The sequence below is a fragment of the Streptomyces sp. NPDC127117 genome, assembly GCF_042677325.1.
Classification (GTDB): domain Bacteria; phylum Actinomycetota; class Actinomycetes; order Streptomycetales; family Streptomycetaceae; genus Streptomyces.
This window is the reverse complement of the sequence record NZ_JBHXTM010000102.1, coordinates 1-17,095: the sequence shown is the minus strand read 5'-3', so window position 1 is coordinate 17,095 and position 17,095 is coordinate 1. Positions and strand designations below refer to the sequence as shown.

The following is a 17,095-nucleotide window of genomic DNA, read 5'->3' as shown; positions in this document are numbered from 1 at the left end:
GTCCGGGGGGGAACACTCCCCGGACCCCGCCGCCCCTCCTCTCATACGGCCCGCCTCACGAAGTCCGCCGCCAGGGCCGGCACAGCCCCAGGAAGCAGACCATCGCGCCCACCGCGCACACCAGTTGCACGACGGCCATCGGGACGGCCGTGTCCTCGCCCGCGATGCCGACGAGCGGCGAGGCGATGGCGCCGATCAGGAAGGACGAGGTGCCGAGCAGGGCGGAGGCGGATCCGGCCGCGTGCTTCGTGCGCATCAGTGCCTGCGCGTTCGTGTTCGGCATCGCCATCCCCATCGCCGACATCAGCACGAACAGTCCGGCGGCGACCGGGACCAGGCCCACCTCTCCGAAGACCCCGGTCGTCATCAGCAGCAGTGCGGCCGCGGCGAGCGTGATGACCGAGAGCCCGAAGGTGAGCGCCTTGTCCAGGCTGACCCGGCCGACCAGGATCTTGCCGTTGATCTGGCCGACGATGATCATGCCGACCGAGTTGATGCCGAAGAGCAGGCTGAACGTCTGCGGCGAGGCGCCGTAGATCTCCTGCATGACGAACGGCGATGCGCTCACATAGGAGAAGAGGGCGGCGAAGGCGAGGCTGCCCGCGATCATGTAGCCGGTGAAGACCCGGTCGGCGAGCAGTCCGCGCATGGTGCGCAGCGCGTCGCCGAGGCCACCGGTGTGCCGGTCCTGCGGCGGCAGGGTCTCGCCCAGCCACTTCCAGACGACGAGGGTGAGCAGCACGCCGACGACGGTGAGGACGGCGAAGATGCCGCGCCAGTCGGTGAACCGCAGCACCTGGCCGCCGATCAGCGGGGCGACGATCGGCGCGACGCCGGAGATGAGCATCAGCGTGGAGAAGAACCTGGCCATCTCCACGCCGTCGTACATGTCGCGCACCACGGCACGGGCGATGACGATGCCCGCCGCACCGGCCAGGCCCTGGAGCAGACGGAAGCCGATGAGGAGCCCGGTGGTGGGCGCGAAGACACAGAGCGCGGTGGCGACGACGTAGATCACCATGCCGAGGAGCAGCGGCCTGCGCCTGCCCCACCGGTCGCTCAGCGGTCCGACGACGACCTGTCCGAGCGCCAGGCCGGTCAGGCAGGCGGTGAGGGTGAGCTGGATGGTGGCGGCGGGCGCGTGCAGGGAGTCGGTGACCGCGGGCAGGGCGGGGAGGTACATGTCCATGGAGAGCGGCGGAACCGCGGTGAGACCGCCGAGGACGAGTGTGACGAGAAGCCCGGTGCGCCTGGCCGCTTCGGCAGCGGCCGGCTTTCCGGGCGGTGTGCCGGTGGTTCCTGGCCCCGCGGCCAGGGTTCCGGCGGTCGGTATGTCGGTGCGTTCCTGCTGGGTCCGGCTTGCGCCGCTCTCCGGCATTTCCATCTCCATGTCGTTGAATCCGCATCTATGCTCTCAGCTCAGCCGGACTGGTCGAGACCTCTTGGGGAGCAGGCATGACAGGGATGAGCGGCACTGTGCGGTGGGGTGTGCTGGCGACCGGCGGTATCGCCACGGCGTTCACCGAGGATCTCCGGTCGATGCCGGACACGGAAGTGGTGGCCGTCGCATCTCGGACAGACTCCTCGGCGCGGGCGTTCGCCGAGCGGTTCGGGATACCCCGGGCGTACGGCAGCTGGGACGCTCTCGCCGCCGACGACGAGATCGACGTGGTGTACGTCGCGACGCCGCACTCGGCGCACCTGGAGGCTGCCTCGCTCTGCCTGGAGGCCGGGAAGCACGTGCTGTGCGAGAAGGCGTTCACGCTCAACGCCCGGGAGGCGGACCGGCTGGTGAAGCTCGCCCGGGACCGGGGGCTCTTCCTGATGGAGGCCATGTGGACGTACTGCAACCCGGTCATCCGGCGCATGACGGAGCTGGTGCGGGACGGCGCCATCGGCGATGTCCGCACCGTGCAGGCCGACTTCGGGCTCGCGGGCCCGTTCGGGCCCGAACACCGGCTGCGCGACCGGGCACTGGGCGGCGGCGCGCTGCTGGACCTCGGGGTCTATCCGGTGTCGTTCGCGCATCTGCTGCTGGGCGAGCCGGACCGGGTGCAGGCAGACGCGGTGCTCTCCCCCGAGGGCGTCGATGTGCACACCGCGATGCTGCTGGGCTGGTCGGAGGCGGGCGCCTCGGCGCTGCTGAACTGCTCGATCGTGGCGGACACCCCGCAGACCGGCGCGGTCACGGGGACGAAGGGCCGGATCGAGTTCCCGCGCGGCTTCTTCTACCCGGAGCGGTTCGTGCTGCACCGGCCGGGACACGAGCCCGAGGAGTTCACCGCCGGTGCCGCGGGCGCGGGGCTGCGCGGGATGCAGTTCGAGCAGGCCGAGGTGGTGCGGGCGCTGCGGGCGGGCGAGACGGAGTCGCCGCTGGTGCCGCTGGACGGGTCGCTGGCCGTGATGCGGACGCTCGACGCGGTACGTGACCGCATCGGCGTCCGCTACGCGGCGGACGACCTCGGCTGACCGGCGTCGGGGCCTGGGCCTGGGCCTGGCCTGCGCCTGGGCCTGGGCCTGGGCCTGGGCCTGGGCCGGCGAACACCGTGACCAGGGTCTTACGCGGGCGTGAGGCCCTGGTTGCCCACCTCGGTGACGAACGACGCGGCCGTGGCGAGGGGCGCGCCGGGGGTGGTGACGGCGGACACCGTGCGGTAGTCGGCGCGCGCCTGCTCCCGGCCCAGCGTGACGACGGCGTATCCGCGGCGGCCGTTGAAGAACTTCATGTGCGGGTTGGCCTGCATCTGGTTGTTCCAGCTGCCGGGCTTGTCCGAACCGTCCTTGCCGCTGGTGATGGAGGTGGCGACGATCTCCGTGCCGACGGTGCGGGACGCCGGGTCGTCGAAGTCCTTCTTCAGGTCGAAGCCGTAGCCGACGTGCACATCGCCGGTCAGCACCATCAGGTTGCCGACCCCGGCGGCCTCGGCGCCCTTCAGGATGCGGGCCCGGGAGGCGGGGTAGCCGTCCCAGGCGTCCATGGACAGCTTGAAGGCGTCGGTGGGGACGTCGCGCCGCTGGGCGAAGGTGACCTGCTGCGGTACGACGTTCCAGGTGGCCCGCGAGGCGTGCCAGCCGTCGATCAGCCAGCGCTCCTGGGTGGCGCCGGTCATGGTGCGCGACGGGTCCTGGGACTCCGGTCCGGGCGTCTGCCAGCCGTCGCCGTACGCCTGGTCGCTGCGGTACTGGCGGGTGTCGAGGATGTCGAACTGGGCGAGCCGGCCGAACCGCAGGCGCCGGTAGAGCCTCATGTCGGGGCCGGTGGGCCGCTGCGGGGCGCGCAGCGGCTGGTTCTCCCAGTACGCGCGGTACGCGGCGGCGCGGCGCAGCAGGAACTCCTCCGGCGGGACGTCGTTCTCGGGGGTTCCGCCCGCGTAGTTGTTCTCGGTCTCGTGGTCGTCCCAGGTGACGACGAAGGGGTGCGCGGCGTGGGCGGCGCGCAGATCCGGGTCGGACTTGTAGAGGCCGTACCGCAGCCGGTAGTCCTCCAGCGTGACCGTCTCCCGGTTGTAGTGGGCGGGGAGCTTGCGGTCGGTGTAGTTGCGGGCGCCGCCGGTGGCGTTGACGGCGTACTCGTAGAGGTAGTCGCCGAGGTGGAAGACGACGTCCACGTCCTCCTGGGCGAGGTGCTTGTACGCGGTGAAGTAGCCGTCGTGGTAAGCCTGGCAGGAGACGGCGGCCAGGCTCAGCGAGCTGTTGCCGGCGCCGCGGGCGGGCGCGGTGCGGGTCCGGCCGACGGGGCTGGTCCACGTTCCGGTGCGGAAGCGGTAGTAGAAGACGCGGTCGGCGTCGAGGCCCTTGACCTCGACGTGGACGCTGTGGTCGAACTCCGGGTGGGCGGTGACCGATCCGCGCCGCACGATGCGGGAGAAGCGCTCGTCGCGGGCGAGTTCCCAGCGCACCTGGACCCGGTTCCTGGGCAGTCCGCTGCCGGGTTCGTACGGGCGCGGTGCGAGTCTCGTCCACAGCAGGACCGAGTCGGGAAGCGGGTCGCCGGAGGCGACACCGAGGGTGAAGGGGTCGTCGCCGATCTTCTTCGCGTCCAGTTCGGCGGCGCTCGCGGTGCCCGCTGCGGGCAGGTTGACCGAGAAGGCGAGCGCGGCGGCGGCTCCGGTGACGGTGAGGAAACGGCGGCGGCCGATCTGCCTGGCCGCGTCACGCATCTCCTGCTGGTGCGATGAGTTTGTCATCTGTCCCTCCCCTGGCTGGTGATGTACTACGGCAGTTCACCGGCCCAGCACATCGGGCGGCTGTCGTGTTCGCGTCGCTCGGGCGTCCGGTGGATGAGGAATGCGGCAGCAATGGGTTCACGGGGACAAAACGCGCATCCATGACGGGTCAATGATCATCTTCTCCGGCCGGCCGGGGCACGAACGCGCCGTCGTACGTGCCGCCTTGACCCCATGTGGCCTCACACGCCACCGGGGCGGCAGGGCGTACGCTGCGGCCTCATGAGCAACAAAGTGTTGAATTCCGACCCGAAGACGGCGGTCGTGACGGGCGCGGGTTCCGGTATCGGGCGCGCCGTGGCGCTCGCCCTGACCGGTGCCGGCTGGTCGGTGGCGCTCGCGGGGCGACGGCCCGAACCGCTCGCCGGGACCGCCGCGCTGGCCGGGGAGAACGCCCGGGTGATCACCGTCCCGGCCGATGTGTCGCGCCCCGAGGACGTGACCGCGCTCTTCTCCTCGGTACGGGAGTGCTTCGGCCGCCTCGATCTGCTCTTCAACAACGCGGGTACGTTCGGCCCGCGTTCCGTCCCGGTGGAGGACCTTTCGGTGGCGGACTGGCGCTCGGTGGTGGACGTCAACGTGACGGGCGCGTTCCTGTGCGCGCAGGCGGCGTACCGGCTGATGAAGGAGCAGGACCCGCAGGGCGGCCGGATCATCAACAACGGCTCGATCTCGGCCCATGCACCGCGCCCCCACTCGGTCGCCTACACCACGACCAAGCACGCCATGACGGGGCTGACGAAGTCGCTGTCGCTGGACGGGCGTCCGTACCGGATCGCCTGCGGGCAGATCGACATCGGCAACGCGGCCACGGACATGACCGAGCAGATGCGGACCGGCATCCTCCAGGCCAACGGCGAACTCGCGGTCGAGCCGGTGATGGCGGCGGCGGACGTGGCCCGGACGGTGCTCCACATGGCGGAGCTGCCCCTGGAGGCGAACATGCAGTTCGCGACGGTACTGGCGACGGCGATGCCGTACGTGGGGCGCGGCTGACGGAGCGCCCCAACACGCCGCCCGCCGGGGGGCGGTTGCCACCGCACGACCGGACTCGGGACGGAATGAGCACCCGCGCACCGGGGCACCGCGCGCTGCCCCTATGCTGACACTCCTTCACCGGAACTCCACACAAGGAACACGGCATGCGCATACGCACCGCGGCTCCCCTCGCACTGGCCGCCGCCACCGCCCTGGCCGGCTCGCTGCTCGTCACGGCCCCCGCCTCGGCCGCCTCGCACCAGGGCGGGCTGCACCTCGGGAAGATCCAGTACGACAGCCCCGGCAAGGACACCCGCAGCAACTCCTCCCTCAACGCCGAGTGGGTGGACATCCACAACAACGGCAAGTCGAAGCTCCAGCTCAAGGGCTACAAGCTCAAGGACAACACCGGCTACACGTACACCTTCGGCAGCTACACCATCGCCGCGGGCAAGACCGTCAAGGTCCACACCGGCCGGGGCAAGAACGCGTCGGGCAACGTGTACTGGAACCGCGGTTCGTACGTCTGGAACAACACCGGTGACAAGGCCCGGCTGATCAAGCCGAACGGCAAGCTCCAGGACTCCTGCTCCTGGACGAAGTCCGGCAAGGGCACCAAGAACTGCCACTGAGCCGGACGCCCCCGGCCCGGGAGCGTTCTCGCCGGCCCGCCCGGGGGCGCTCCCGCTCTGCCCGCCCGGGACACTCCCCCTCTGCCGGTCCGGGGCGTCCCCCCTGCCGGTCCGGAGCGGGAATGCCCCGGGCCGCGACGGGGTTGGCCTGCGGTATGAGCCCGCATCCAGGTACCGACGTCCTTCGCTACACCGCGTTCTCCGCCGACCCCGAGGGCGGCAACCCTGCCGGAGTCGTCCTCGACGCCTCCGGGCTGGACGACGCCGCCATGCTCGCCGTCGCGGCGGAGCTCGGGTACAGCGAGTCGGCATTTCTGACCGGCCGGAGCGAACCGGGCGGTGCGGAGGTGCCGGGCGGTGCGGAGGTGCCGGATGTCCGGGAGTACACCATCCGCTACTTCAGCCCGAAGGCCGAGGTCCCGTTCTGCGGCCACGCCACCGTGGCGACGGCCCTCGCGCTGGCCGAGCGCGACGGCCCCGGCGATCTGGTGTTCCGTACGCCCGCGGGCACCGTCCCGGTCACCGTCACCCAGGAGGGCGCCGAGCTGCGCGCCACGCTCACCAGCGTCGAACCGGACGTCCTGGACATCGCCCCCGCCGATCTGGCCGAGGCGCTCGCCGCCCTGGACTGGCCGGCCGCCGACCTCGACCCGGCGCTGCCGCCCCGGATCGCCTTCGCGGGCGCCCGCCACCTGGTGCTGGCCGCGGCGACCCGGGAACGCCTCGCCGACCTCTCCTACGACTTCGCGCGCCTCGAAGCGCTGATGCACCGGCTGGACCTGACGACCCTGCAACTGGTGTGGCGGCAGGCCCCGGACGTCTTCCACGTCCGCGACCCGTTCCCGGTCGGCGGTGTCGTCGAGGACCCCGCCACGGGCGCCGCGGCGGCCGCCTTCGGCGCCTACCTGCGCGACCGGGCCCTCGTCCCCGACACCGCCGTCCTCACCCTCCACCAGGGCGAGGACATGGGCCGCCCCGGAACACTCACGGTCGAACTGCGGGCGGGCGACGCCCGGGTACGGGTGAGCGGGACGGGGGCCCGCATCGGGGACTGACGGGACCACGCCCGTACGACAGTGTTGGGCAGGACCACGCCCGTACGACAGTGTCCGGCAGGACCACGCCCGTACGACGGCGCCCGGCGGGGCCGACGCCGCCCGGCGTACGGGGACCGGCGTGCGGTGGCTGGCAGGCTGGCGCCATGGACCAGCACAGTGCCCACGATCCCGGCCCCGCCGACCGCCCCGCCCCGCGTCCCGACCGGGATCACGACACCTGGACGACCATCGACGAGCTGCACGACTGGCTCGACTCGGAGACCGGCATCCCGCCCGAGCAGGATCTGCTGCTGCGGATGCTGAAGCTGTCGGAGGAGGTGGGCGAGGTCGCCCAGGCCGTCATCGGGGCCACCGGCCAGAACCCGCGCAAGGGCGCCACTCATTCCTGGCAGGACGTGGAGGCCGAACTCTGCGACGTCATCGTGACAGCGATGGTGGCCCTGCGCACCCTCACCCCCGACGCGGCGACCGTGTTCGACGGGCATGTGCGACGCGTCGCGGCACGTCCGCGCTCCCCGCTCGGCCCGTCGTGGCAGACCCCCGGCGCCGCACCCCGACAACAGATCCCGGGGCATGGCGGTACGGCAACAGGTGCCTGAACAACGGGCAACCATCTCTTGCGGCTACGATCGCGGGCACCGGAGCGAGACCAGGAGTGCCGACCGTGTCCGAACCACGCATCGCCGTATCCATCGTCACCATGGGCGATCGCCCACAGGAGGTCGAGGCCCTGCTGGCCTCGGTGGCCGGGCAGGACGTACGTCCGGACCGGCTCGTCGTGGTGGGCAATGGATCACCCCTTCCGGACTTCAGCGCCTTTCCGGGCCTGTCCGATCTGACCGGCGGTGTGACGGCGATCGAGCTGGCGGAGAACCTGGGCTGTCCCGGGGGCCGCAACGTCGCCCTGCAGAAGCTGGCGGACTTCGGTGACGTGGATGTCGTCATCGAGCTCGACGACGACGGCCTCCTGGTCGACAACGGGGTGTTCCGCAAGGTCCGGGAGCTGTTCGCCGCCGATCCGCGGCTCGGCATCGTCGGCTTCCGGATCGCCGACGAACTGGGCGAGACCCAGCGCCGCCATGTGCCGCGGCTGCGCGCCGCCGACCCGATGCGGGGCGGACCGGTCACCGCGTTCCTGGGCGGCGGACACGCCTTCTCCATGAAGATGCTCGCCCAGACGGGGCCCTGGCCCGCGGAGTTCTTCTTCACCCACGAGGAGACGGACCTGTCCTGGCGGGCGCTCGACGCGGGCTGGAAGATCCTCTACGAGCCCGATCTGCTGCTCCAGCACCCCAAGACCTCCCCGGCCAGGCACTCCGTCTACTACCGGATGACGGCCCGCAACCGGGTCTGGCTGGCCCGCCGGAATCTGCCCCTCCCCCTGGTCCCCGCCTACCTGGGCACCTGGACCCTCCTCACCGTGGCCCGCACCCGGTCGGCGACGGGTCTGCGCGCCTGGGCCGGCGGCTTCGCCGAGGGCGTCCGTACCCCGTGCGGGCGAAGGCAGCCGATGCGGTGGCGCACGGTGTGGCAGATGACGAAACTGGGACGGCCGCCGGTCATCTGATCCGCGTCGGGTCCACCGGTGCCGGGCGGCACGGAGTCAGTCCCGCGACAGGAGTTGCCGATGTCCGTACACAGAATCGTCCCCAACATCCGGACCGCCGGTGGCCCCGCCGCCGAAGGGATGGAGCGGAGCGCGGAGTTCTACGGTCGGCTGGGCCTGCGGGAGGTCATGAACCACGGCTGGATCATGACGCTCGCCTCCGCGTCGGACCCCACGGCCCAGCTCAGCATCATGGGGGCCGACGCGACCGCCCCGGTCACTCCGGACCTGAGCATCGAGGTGGAGGACGTGGACGCGGTGCACGCGGCCATGCGGGAGAGCGGCGCGGAGATCGTGTACCCGCTGCGCGACGAGGAATGGGGCGTACGCCGCTTCTTCGTCCGCGACCCGAACGGTCAGGTCGTCAACGTGCTGGGCCATCGCTGACGGAGCCCTGCCCGGTGGCGCCGTGCGCGTCGGCGTCGCCCGGGCCGTCGTACGGGAGGATCCGCCGCAGCAGGCCCTTGGGGTGGCCACGCTTGCGCCACTCCCTCGGGTAACCGATCGAAACCTCCTCGAAGCGCACTCCGTCGTACCAGGTCGTCCGGGGTATGTGCAGATGTCCGTAGACCACCGCCGCCACATTGAACCGCCGGTGCCAGTCGGCGGTGAGCCGGGTGCCGCACCACTGGGCGAACTCGGGGTACCACAGGACGTCCATCGGCTCGCGCACCAGCGGCCAGTGGCCGGCGATGACCAGCGGGATCCCCGGATCGTGTGCCGCCAGACGCTCCTCCGTCCGGGCCACCCGCGCCCGGCACCAGGCGTCGCGGCTCGGGTACGGGTCCGGGTGCAGCAGGAACTCGTCGGTGCACACCACCCCCGTCCGGTGCGCGTACGCCAGGGACTCCTCCTTGGTCGTCGTGCCCGGCGCCAGGAAGCTGTAGTCGTACAGCAGGAACACCGGCGCGACGGCCACCGGACCGTCGGGGCCGGGCCACACCGGATACGGGTCCTCCGGAGTGACCACCCCGAGGCTCCGGCAGAACTCGACCAGATGCTCGTACCGCTCCTGGCCCCGCAGTTGGACCGGATCGCGCTCGGGCGTCCACAACTCGTGGTTCCCCGGGGCCCAGACGACCCGTGAGAACCGGTCCGCGAGCAGCCGCAACGCCCACTCCACGTCCGCGATCCGCTCCGCGACATCACCGGCGACGATCAGCCAGTCCTCGTCCGAACCGGGCCGCAATGACTCGACGAGGGGACGGTTGTCCGCCATGCCCACGTGCAGGTCGCTCACCGCCAGCAGAGAACCGCGGCTTCCTTCGGTGCGATCGGACAAAACGCTGAACCTTCCCACGGGGTGACTGAGTGGAAGTCTGAACGGAAGACCGAACGAAATACTGCCCCACTACGGACCGGCCCATGGGCCCCATGGACAACCCGGCCGGCCGGGGGCACCCTGACCTCCGGCCGCCGGGACTGGCGGCCGGAGCCGGCGGGGGGATGATGGAGACGTCCGTGGACGCGGCGCGGGACCGTCGGCAGGCGGTGAGAGGGAGCTGAGAACGAGGTGGACGGCAAGACCCTTCCGGGCACGCCCGGGCACAGCGGGCTCCCGTTCGCGGACAGCGCTGCCGGGGCCCTGCTCGACGCGGACGGGCTGATCATCGGCTGGACACCCGCGGCGGAGGAGCTGTTCTCGCTCCCCGCCGACCGTGTCTGCGGCCGTCCCGCCCGGGAGCTGCTCGCGGATCCGGCCGATCCGCCCGGACCGCCGGGCGGGCGGGCGGTGAGCACATGGTCGGGCGAGGCGGTGGTACGTACCGGCCGGGGCGAGGAACTGGCCGTCGTCTTCCAGGTCCTCCCGCTGGCGGGGCCCGGCGCCGATGACAGTGCCAGTGCCGGTAGCGAAGCCGGTGCCGATACCGATGCCGGTTCCGGTACCGAAGGGGCCGGGGGCCCGGCCCGGTACCTGGTGCTCGGGGCGCCCGCCGGGAAGGTCGCCCGGTGGCGGCAGGACCAGGCGTTCACCCGGGAACTCTTCCTTCAGGACCGGCTGGGTCTCGCCGTGTTCGACGCGGAGTTGCGGCTGGTCAGGACCAACACCCATCTGCTGCCGTACACCGGCCTCCTGCCCGACCTGCGCAACCGGCGCCTGGGGGACTTCCTCCAGGCGCCGGACGCGGCGGCGATCGAGCGGCGGCTGCGCGAGGTGCTGCGGACCGGCCGGCCGCTGATCCTCGCGGAGGACACCGTACGGACCATCGAGGATCCCGGCGGCGGGGTGGTGATGGCCGTCTCGGCGTTCCGGCTCCAGGCGCCGGACGGGCAGGTCTTCGGCGTCACCGCGCTGTTCACGGACGTCACCGAGCAGCGCCGCTCCGACGAGCGCCTGGCGATTCTGCATCACGCCACCGCGGCCGTCGGCGGATCGCTGTCCGTCACCGGTACCGGCGAGGAGCTGGCTGCCGTGCTGGTGCCCGGACTGGCCGACCTCGCCGTGGTGGAGATCGCCCGGGCGGTGTTCACGGGCGAGGAACCGGCTCCCGGCGAGGACGGCACGGTGCCGCTCCGGCTGACCGCGGCGGCCGGGGAACGGGCCGAGGAGGTGCCGACCGGCACCGTGGTCCCGGCCGATGCCGGCTCCGCCCCGACCGTCGGCGGCTCCCCCTCGTCGATGACCGCCCCGCTGCGGGCCCGGGGCAGCTTCCTGGGCCGGGTGACCGTACGGCGCGGCCCCGACCGGCCCGACTACGCACCGGCCGACCTGGACCTCCTGTGCGAGATCGCCGCCCGCGCGGCCCTCGCCCTGGACAACGCCCGCCGCTACACCCGGGAACACCGGGCCGCCGTCGGCCTGCAACGCAGTCTGCTGCCGCCCGCGCAGGCCGAGACCGTCGCCGTGACCACCTCCGGGTTCTACCTGCCGGCCGATACCGCCACCGGCGTCGGCGGCGACTGGTTCGACGTGATCCCCCTGTCCTCCGCCCGCGTCGCCCTGGTCGCCGGGGACGTGGTCGGCCACGGGCTGGGGGCCACCGCCACCATGGGGCGGCTCCGTACCGCCGTCCGCACCCTCGCCGATCTCGATCTGGAGCCGGACGAGCTGATGGTGCACCTCGACGACCTGGTCTCCCAGCTCCGCGACGAACCCAACCAGCCCGACGGACCGGATGGTGCGGACGGACCGGACGGACCGGGGGGACCTGGTGGATCGGGGGGACCGGGGGGATCCGAGGGATCGAGCGGATCGGACGCGTCGGGTGAAGCCCTCGGGGCCGGCGGGCTCGATCGGCCCAGCCCCCTCACCCGACCGGACGAAGACGGGGCGGGTGACGATCTCCGGGCCGATCCGGTCGGCGCCACCTGCCTGTACGCCGTCTACGACCCGGTCTCCCGCCGCTGCGCGATGGTCTCCGCCGGACACCCCCCGCCCGCCGTCGTGGATCCCGACGGGACCGTCTCGTACGTGCCCCTCAACCCCGGACCGCCGCTGGGCGTCAACGGTCTGCCCTTCGAGGTGACCGAGGTGGACCTGGCGCCCGACAGCCTGCTCGTGCTCTACACCGACGGGCTGATCGAGGGACGCGACAGCGACCTCGACGAGGGCATGGCGGAGCTGAGCCGCCGGCTGGCCCGCCCCGGCGTCACCACCGCACCGCTGCGCGAGCTCGGCCAGGAGATCATCTCCGCCCGGCCCACGCATCAACTCGCCGACGACGTGACCCTGTTGCTCGCCCGCACCCATGCGGTACCGGCCGGCAACACGGCCGTCTGGCCCGTGGACGCCGACCCGGCCGCCGTCGCCCGGCTCCGGCAGGACGCCGCGCAGCAGTTGCGCGCCTGGGGGCTGGAGGAGCTCGTCTTCACCACCGAGCTGGTGCTGAGTGAGCTGGCCACCAACGCCATCCGCCACGCCGGCGGCCCGGTCGAAGCGCGGCTGATCCGCGCGGGACAGCTGACCTGCGAGGTCTCCGACCCCAGTGCCACGCAGCCCCGTATGCGCCGGGCCCTGCTCACGGACGAGGGCGGCCGCGGCCTGTACCTGGTCGCGCAGCTCACCACGCGCTGGGGCAGCCGTTACACCCGGCACGGCAAGACGATCTGGGCCGAACAGCCGATCCCGGACGAGCCGGCCGCCCGGAACGACTGATCCGTCCGCACATCCGGAACAGCTGATCCGTCCGCACAGCCGAAGCGGCTGACCCGTTCACCTCCGCACCGGGTCGCCACCCCCGTAACCCGCCTTCTGAACTCCCGTACACCGGCGTCCGGTTACCGGCATCGGACCCCCGCCGCACCCTCCGGACGGCTGCCGCCGGCGCGGACGAACCGGTGGTGCGCCCGCCCCGGAGGGCCCGACAGCGACCCGAGCGACCCCTTGAGTCCCCCAACGCCCCCATGCTAGAAAACGCTTACCACGCTGGCATTCCCGCACTGGCTCACTCTCCCCCGGAGCTTCGATGACAACTGCCTGGTCCCGTCGTGCCCTGCTGGCCACGGGCGGCGGTGCGGCGCTCGCCCTCGGCCTGCCGACCGCCGCGTCCGCCTCCGCCGCCGGCTCCGCCGCCGTCCCGGCCTCCGCCGCGGCCGGTGCCGACGACGAATTCGCCGCCCTGCGTGCGAAGTGGCGCGATCTGTACCTGGGAACCGGTTTCAGCCCGACCGCCGAGCCCTTCAAGTCGAAGCTCGCCGACCTCGGCGCCCAGGCCACCGGTTTCCGCTCCACGATGGCCCCCGCACGCGGCTCCCTCTGGCCGGACCTGGTCTACCTCGACCCCGAACCGGACACCGACACCGAGTCGTTCAACTACTCCGCCAACATGAACACCGGTTACAACCGGCTGCGCACCATGGCGGAGGCGTACTCCCAGCCCGGCACCGGACTCACCGGCGACACCGGCCTCAGGGACGCGGTCATCACCGGCCTCGACCACCTGTACGCCGATGTCTTCAACGAGACGACCACCCGCTACGGGAACTGGTGGAACTGGCAGATCGGCGCGCCCCAGGCCCTCATGGACACCTGTGTGCTGCTGTACGACGCCCTGTCGGACACCCAGAAGGCCAACTACTGCGGGGCCGTCGACAAGTTCCTGCCCGACTCGGCCGTCGGCTCGTACACCGGCACCAGCACCGGCGCCAACCGTGTCGACCTGTGCCGCGGCATGATCCTGCGCGGCATCGTCGGTGCCGATACCGCCAAGATCGCGCTGGCGGTCGCCGCGCTCTCGCCGGTCTTCCCGTACGTCACGACCGGCGACGGCTTCTACCCGGACGGCTCGTTCGTCCAGCACACCTCGATCCCGTACATCGGCGGTTACGGCGCGGTCCTCAACGACGGTCTCGGCAGGCTCTTCGCCCTGCTGCGCGGCTCGACCTGGGAGATCACCGATCCGGGCAGCCGGCAGTTCCTCGACACGATCGACGCGGCCATCGCCCCGTTCATCTACGACGGCCTGATGATGGACAACGTCTCCGGCCGCGGCATCACCCGCGTCGGCTCCAGCGACCACACCCGCGCCCACGGCGTGATGGCCTCCATCGTGCTGCTCGGCATGGGCGCCGGCGCCGAGGAGAACGCCCGCTGGCGCGCCATGGTCAAGGGCTGGCTGCAGCGCGACTACTACGCCCCCGCTCTCAAGGCCGGATCGCTGAGCCTGGTCAACACCGCACGGTTGCAGACCCTGTTGGACGACTCGACCGTCACCGCTTCCCCGGAGCCGTCCGCGCACCGGGTCTTCCACAACATGGACCGGGCCACCCACCGCCGCCGCGGCTGGGGTGCCGGTCTCTCCATGGCCTCCGAGCGGATCGCCCACTACGAGTTCGGCAACGGGGAGAACAAGCGCGGCTGGCACACCGGCGCGGGCTGGCTGCAGTGGTGGGGCGACGGCACGGGGCTCGATCAGTATTCGGACGCGTACTGGCCGACCGTCGACCCGTACCGGCTGCCCGGCATCACCGTCTCCCGGAAGAAGCTCGCCGACGGGCAGGGCGGCGCCTGGGCCAACCCGAAGCCGGACACGAAGTGGGTCGGCGGCACCGGCGACGGCGAGTTCGGCACCACCGGCCAGCACCTCCAGGGCCTGGCGAGCACGATGCACGCCCGCAAGTCGTGGTTCTGGCTCGATGACTGCGTGGTCTGCCTCGGCTCCGGCATCACCTCGGCCGACGGCGCGGGCGTCGAGACGGTCGTCGACAACCGCTGCCTCGGCGCGAACGGCACACCGCGACTGCTGCTCGACGGCAAGGCCCAGCCCACCACCCAGGGCTGGACGACCACCCGCACCACCACCTGGGCCCATCTCGACCGGCACGCCGGCTACGTCTTCCCCGGCGGCGCCGAACTGCACGCGCTGCGCGAGGAGCGCACCGGCGCCTGGAAGGACATCAACGACGGCGGGACCAGCACGGCCGAGACCCGCCGGTACGTGACCCTTTGGCAGGACCACGGCACCGACCCGGCGGACAGCGGCTACGCGTACATCATGCTGCCGGGCGCGAGCAGCAAGCGCACCGCCGCCCGCGCCGCGGACACCGACTGGCTGCGGATCCTCGCCAACGACGCCGGGCGCACCGGCATCAGCGTTCCCTCCCTCGGCTTCACCGGCGTCAACTTCTGGGCGCCGGGCACGGCGGGCAAGGTCACGGCGAGCGCCCCGGTCTGCGTACAGATCCACGAGAAGCGCGACGGCACCGCCACGATCTGCGTCTCCGACCCGTCCCGCACCGTCACGGGCCTGACCCTCACCTGGCAGCGACACATCAAGTCGGTCCTGTCCAAGGCGGAGACCGTCACCGGCGTGCGGACCGGTTCCTCGGTGACCGTGACCTTCGGCGACCTGAGCAGGAGCCGAGGCGCGACGCACACCGTGCGCGTCCGGGTGCGCTGATCACCCGGGGGCCTGATCATCCGGATGCGCTGATCGCGGGCCGTCCGGCGGGCCCTTCGGGCATCGCCGGGCGGCCCGCCGAGGAGTTCCGCGCGATCGGGCGCGCGGCCCGGCTCATCCGGCGACGTCGTCGGACGGGCCGGGCCGGAGCGCGGCATCGAGCAGGCCCACCAGTTGCCCGGCCCGCTCCCGCGCCTGCTGCCGGTCGTCCGTGCCGGTCATGAGCAGGTGGTGCACGGTCCCGACCAGGGCGAGGGCCGCGGCGGCCGGGTCGGCCCGCTCCGCGATCCGGCCGCCCCGCCGTTCCGCGTCCAGGTAGTCGGCGATCGCGTCCTGGACCGTGTCGAAGCCCGGCGCCCCGCCCGTCAGGGCCTCGCGGATGTGCGAGGACGCCGCGGGGCGGGTGAGCGCCAGTCCGGCGACGGTGGGGCCGGCCGAGGACAGCAGCGCGAGCGCGATGCCGAGAAGGTTCTCCGCGACGGTGCCCCGGCCCGCTCGCCCCCGGAGTTCGTCGGCGTGCCGGGCCACCCGCGCGAACCGGTCCAGGACCAACTCCGCGACGAACTCGTCCAGTCCGCGGAAATGGGTGTGCAGGAGCCCCTTCGCGCAGCCCGCCTCACCGGTGATCGCCCTGCTCGTCAGGGCTCCCGGCCCGTCCCGCTCCAACACCCGCTCCGCGGCGGCGAACAGCCGCTCACGGACGTCCGGAGTCGTCACACCACGCGGAGACACGAATCCCCTCCCTCTCGGCCTGTTTACAGCATGGGCGCTTGCCCATACCTTGAATGGGCGCCCGCCCATACTAGATGTCCCGCTGCTCGCGGGCGCCACGACCGGACCGCATCCAGACCGCATCCAGGGGGAGCACACCGCATGCGACACATCGCCAACAAGGACCAGAGCCAGGCGTGGAACGGTTATGAGGGGACGTTCTGGGCCGCCAACCAGAGCCGCTGGGACGCGGTGAACGGCGGCTTCGACGAGCCCCTGCTCGCCGCCGCCGCGATCACCCAGGGGGACCGCGTCCTCGACATCGGCTGCGGCGCGGGGCGCACCACTCGTCTCGCGGCTCGACTGGCCGGCGACGGGCGTGCGCTGGGCCTGGATCTGTCGGCCCCGATGCTGGCCCGCGCACGGGAGTCCGCACGGAGCGAGGGCATCGGCAATGTGACGTTCGAGCAGACGGACATCCAGGTCCACCCGTTCGGGCCCGGGACCTTCGACATCGCGATCAGCCGCTTCGGGGTGATGTTCTTCGCCGATCCGGTCACCGCCTTCGCCAACATCGGGCGGGCGCTGCGCCCCGGTGGCCGTATCGCCTTCGTCTGCACCGCGCAGGCCGACCGGAACGAGTGGCTCCAGGCCATCCGGGGGCTGGCCGACCTGCTGCCCGTCGGCGGACTGGGGACCCCGGCGAGCCCCGGCATGTTCTCGCTGGCGGACCCGGGGACCGTGCGTGACGTGCTGTCCCGCGCCGGGTACGAGGCCATCGGCACCACACCGGTCGAGGCGTACGGGACCTGGGGCCGGGACGCCTCGGCCGCCGCCGCCTTCCTGCTGGAATCCGGCCCCGGCCGGCACCTGATGAGCCGGGCCGGGGAGGACGGCCGGGACCGGGCCCGGCAGCGGCTCGTCGACCTGCTGCGCCCCCACGAGCGGGAAGGCGCACTCCGGCTGCGCAGCGCCGCCCTGCTGGTCACCGCGCGGCGGCCCGGGTGAACGAGGGGCGGCGTCCGCCGCCGGGGGCGGACACCTG

General features: G+C 72.2%; 14 protein-coding genes. 10 read left to right on the top strand and 4 right to left on the bottom strand.

The features are described from left to right. Positions 1 to 55 precede the first annotated feature (55 nt). Positions 56 to 1,378 carry a multidrug effflux MFS transporter gene (locus ACFVH0_RS39590; protein WP_385828280.1) on the bottom strand — a complete coding sequence of 441 codons (1,323 nt, stop codon included), beginning with the start codon at positions 1,376 to 1,378 and terminating at the stop codon, positions 56 to 58. A gap of 86 nt (positions 1,379 to 1,464) precedes the next feature. Between ACFVH0_RS39590 and ACFVH0_RS39585 the strand changes: the two genes are divergently transcribed. Continuing rightward, on the top strand, positions 1,465 to 2,469 hold the full coding sequence (locus ACFVH0_RS39585) for a Gfo/Idh/MocA family protein (protein ID WP_385828281.1): 1,005 nt from the start codon (positions 1,465 to 1,467) through the stop codon (positions 2,467 to 2,469). Positions 2,470 to 2,558: 89 nt separating this feature from the next. Here ACFVH0_RS39585 and ACFVH0_RS39580 read toward each other — a convergent pair whose 3' ends face one another. After that, positions 2,559 to 4,187: an alkaline phosphatase D family protein gene (locus ACFVH0_RS39580; RefSeq protein ID WP_385828279.1), complete on the bottom strand. Its 1,629-nt coding sequence runs from the start codon at positions 4,185 to 4,187 to the stop codon at positions 2,559 to 2,561. Positions 4,188 to 4,448: 261 nt separating this feature from the next. Between ACFVH0_RS39580 and ACFVH0_RS39575 the strand changes: the two genes are divergently transcribed. The 6 genes from ACFVH0_RS39575 to ACFVH0_RS39550 all read left to right on the top strand — a co-directional run bounded on the left by ACFVH0_RS39575 (position 4,449) and on the right by ACFVH0_RS39550 (position 8,887). Next, positions 4,449 to 5,222 (top strand): SDR family oxidoreductase, encoded by a 774-nt coding sequence (locus ACFVH0_RS39575; protein ID WP_385828278.1) that lies wholly within the window; start codon positions 4,449 to 4,451, stop codon positions 5,220 to 5,222. Positions 5,223 to 5,368: 146 nt separating this feature from the next. Further along, on the top strand, positions 5,369 to 5,836 hold the full coding sequence (locus tag ACFVH0_RS39570; protein WP_385828277.1) for a lamin tail domain-containing protein: 468 nt from the start codon (positions 5,369 to 5,371) through the stop codon (positions 5,834 to 5,836). 155 nt (positions 5,837 to 5,991) lie between these two features. Continuing rightward, on the top strand, positions 5,992 to 6,891 hold the full coding sequence (locus ACFVH0_RS39565; RefSeq protein WP_385828276.1) for a PhzF family phenazine biosynthesis protein: 900 nt from the start codon (positions 5,992 to 5,994) through the stop codon (positions 6,889 to 6,891). 146 nt (positions 6,892 to 7,037) lie between these two features. Beyond that, positions 7,038 to 7,493: a MazG-like family protein gene (locus ACFVH0_RS39560; RefSeq protein ID WP_385828275.1), complete on the top strand. Its 456-nt coding sequence runs from the start codon at positions 7,038 to 7,040 to the stop codon at positions 7,491 to 7,493. Between the two features lie 65 nt (positions 7,494 to 7,558). Further along, complete coding sequence (locus ACFVH0_RS39555; protein ID WP_385828274.1) at positions 7,559 to 8,461, top strand: glycosyltransferase family 2 protein; 903 nt, start codon at positions 7,559 to 7,561, stop codon at positions 8,459 to 8,461. Between the two features lie 60 nt (positions 8,462 to 8,521). Then, a complete protein-coding gene (locus tag ACFVH0_RS39550) occupies positions 8,522 to 8,887 on the top strand; it encodes a VOC family protein (RefSeq protein ID WP_385828273.1) in 366 nt (121 codons plus the stop codon). On the opposite strand, the gene ACFVH0_RS39545 is transcribed toward ACFVH0_RS39550, so the two are convergent. After that, positions 8,865 to 9,800, bottom strand: coding sequence for a metallophosphoesterase family protein (locus tag ACFVH0_RS39545; protein ID WP_385828272.1), 936 nt, complete (start codon positions 9,798 to 9,800; stop codon positions 8,865 to 8,867). The two genes, ACFVH0_RS39550 and ACFVH0_RS39545, sit on opposite strands and share 23 nt — an antisense overlap. A gap of 213 nt (positions 9,801 to 10,013) precedes the next feature. Between ACFVH0_RS39545 and ACFVH0_RS39540 the strand changes: the two genes are divergently transcribed. Together ACFVH0_RS39540 and ACFVH0_RS39535 are read left to right on the top strand one after the other, a co-directional pair. Beyond that, positions 10,014 to 12,596 (top strand): SpoIIE family protein phosphatase, encoded by a 2,583-nt coding sequence (locus ACFVH0_RS39540; RefSeq protein WP_385828271.1) that lies wholly within the window; start codon positions 10,014 to 10,016, stop codon positions 12,594 to 12,596. 310 nt (positions 12,597 to 12,906) lie between these two features. Further along, positions 12,907 to 15,339, top strand: a complete 2,433-nt coding sequence (locus tag ACFVH0_RS39535) for a polysaccharide lyase 8 family protein (protein WP_385828270.1) — start codon at positions 12,907 to 12,909, stop codon at positions 15,337 to 15,339. 114 nt (positions 15,340 to 15,453) lie between these two features. On the opposite strand, the gene ACFVH0_RS39530 is transcribed toward ACFVH0_RS39535, so the two are convergent. After that, entirely contained in the window at positions 15,454 to 16,071 is a 618-nt protein-coding gene (locus ACFVH0_RS39530) for a TetR/AcrR family transcriptional regulator (protein WP_385828269.1), read from the bottom strand. 141 nt (positions 16,072 to 16,212) lie between these two features. Between ACFVH0_RS39530 and ACFVH0_RS39525 the strand changes: the two genes are divergently transcribed. Then, a complete protein-coding gene (locus ACFVH0_RS39525) occupies positions 16,213 to 17,058 on the top strand; it encodes a class I SAM-dependent methyltransferase (RefSeq protein ID WP_385828268.1) in 846 nt (281 codons plus the stop codon). Positions 17,059 to 17,095 lie beyond the last annotated feature (37 nt).

Coding starts and splice junctions, on each gene's coding strand:
- ACFVH0_RS39590 (WP_385828280.1), bottom strand. CDS start 1,378: ATGCCGGAGAGCGGCGCAAGCCGGACCCAGCAGGAACGCACCGACATA.
- ACFVH0_RS39585 (WP_385828281.1), top strand. CDS start 1,465: ATGAGCGGCACTGTGCGGTGGGGTGTGCTGGCGACCGGCGGTATCGCC.
- ACFVH0_RS39580 (WP_385828279.1), bottom strand. CDS start 4,187: ATGACAAACTCATCGCACCAGCAGGAGATGCGTGACGCGGCCAGGCAG.
- ACFVH0_RS39575 (WP_385828278.1), top strand. CDS start 4,449: ATGAGCAACAAAGTGTTGAATTCCGACCCGAAGACGGCGGTCGTGACG.
- ACFVH0_RS39570 (WP_385828277.1), top strand. CDS start 5,369: ATGCGCATACGCACCGCGGCTCCCCTCGCACTGGCCGCCGCCACCGCC.
- ACFVH0_RS39565 (WP_385828276.1), top strand. CDS start 5,992: ATGAGCCCGCATCCAGGTACCGACGTCCTTCGCTACACCGCGTTCTCC.
- ACFVH0_RS39560 (WP_385828275.1), top strand. CDS start 7,038: ATGGACCAGCACAGTGCCCACGATCCCGGCCCCGCCGACCGCCCCGCC.
- ACFVH0_RS39550 (WP_385828273.1), top strand. CDS start 8,522: ATGTCCGTACACAGAATCGTCCCCAACATCCGGACCGCCGGTGGCCCC.
- ACFVH0_RS39535 (WP_385828270.1), top strand. CDS start 12,907: ATGACAACTGCCTGGTCCCGTCGTGCCCTGCTGGCCACGGGCGGCGGT.
- ACFVH0_RS39525 (WP_385828268.1), top strand. CDS start 16,213: ATGCGACACATCGCCAACAAGGACCAGAGCCAGGCGTGGAACGGTTAT.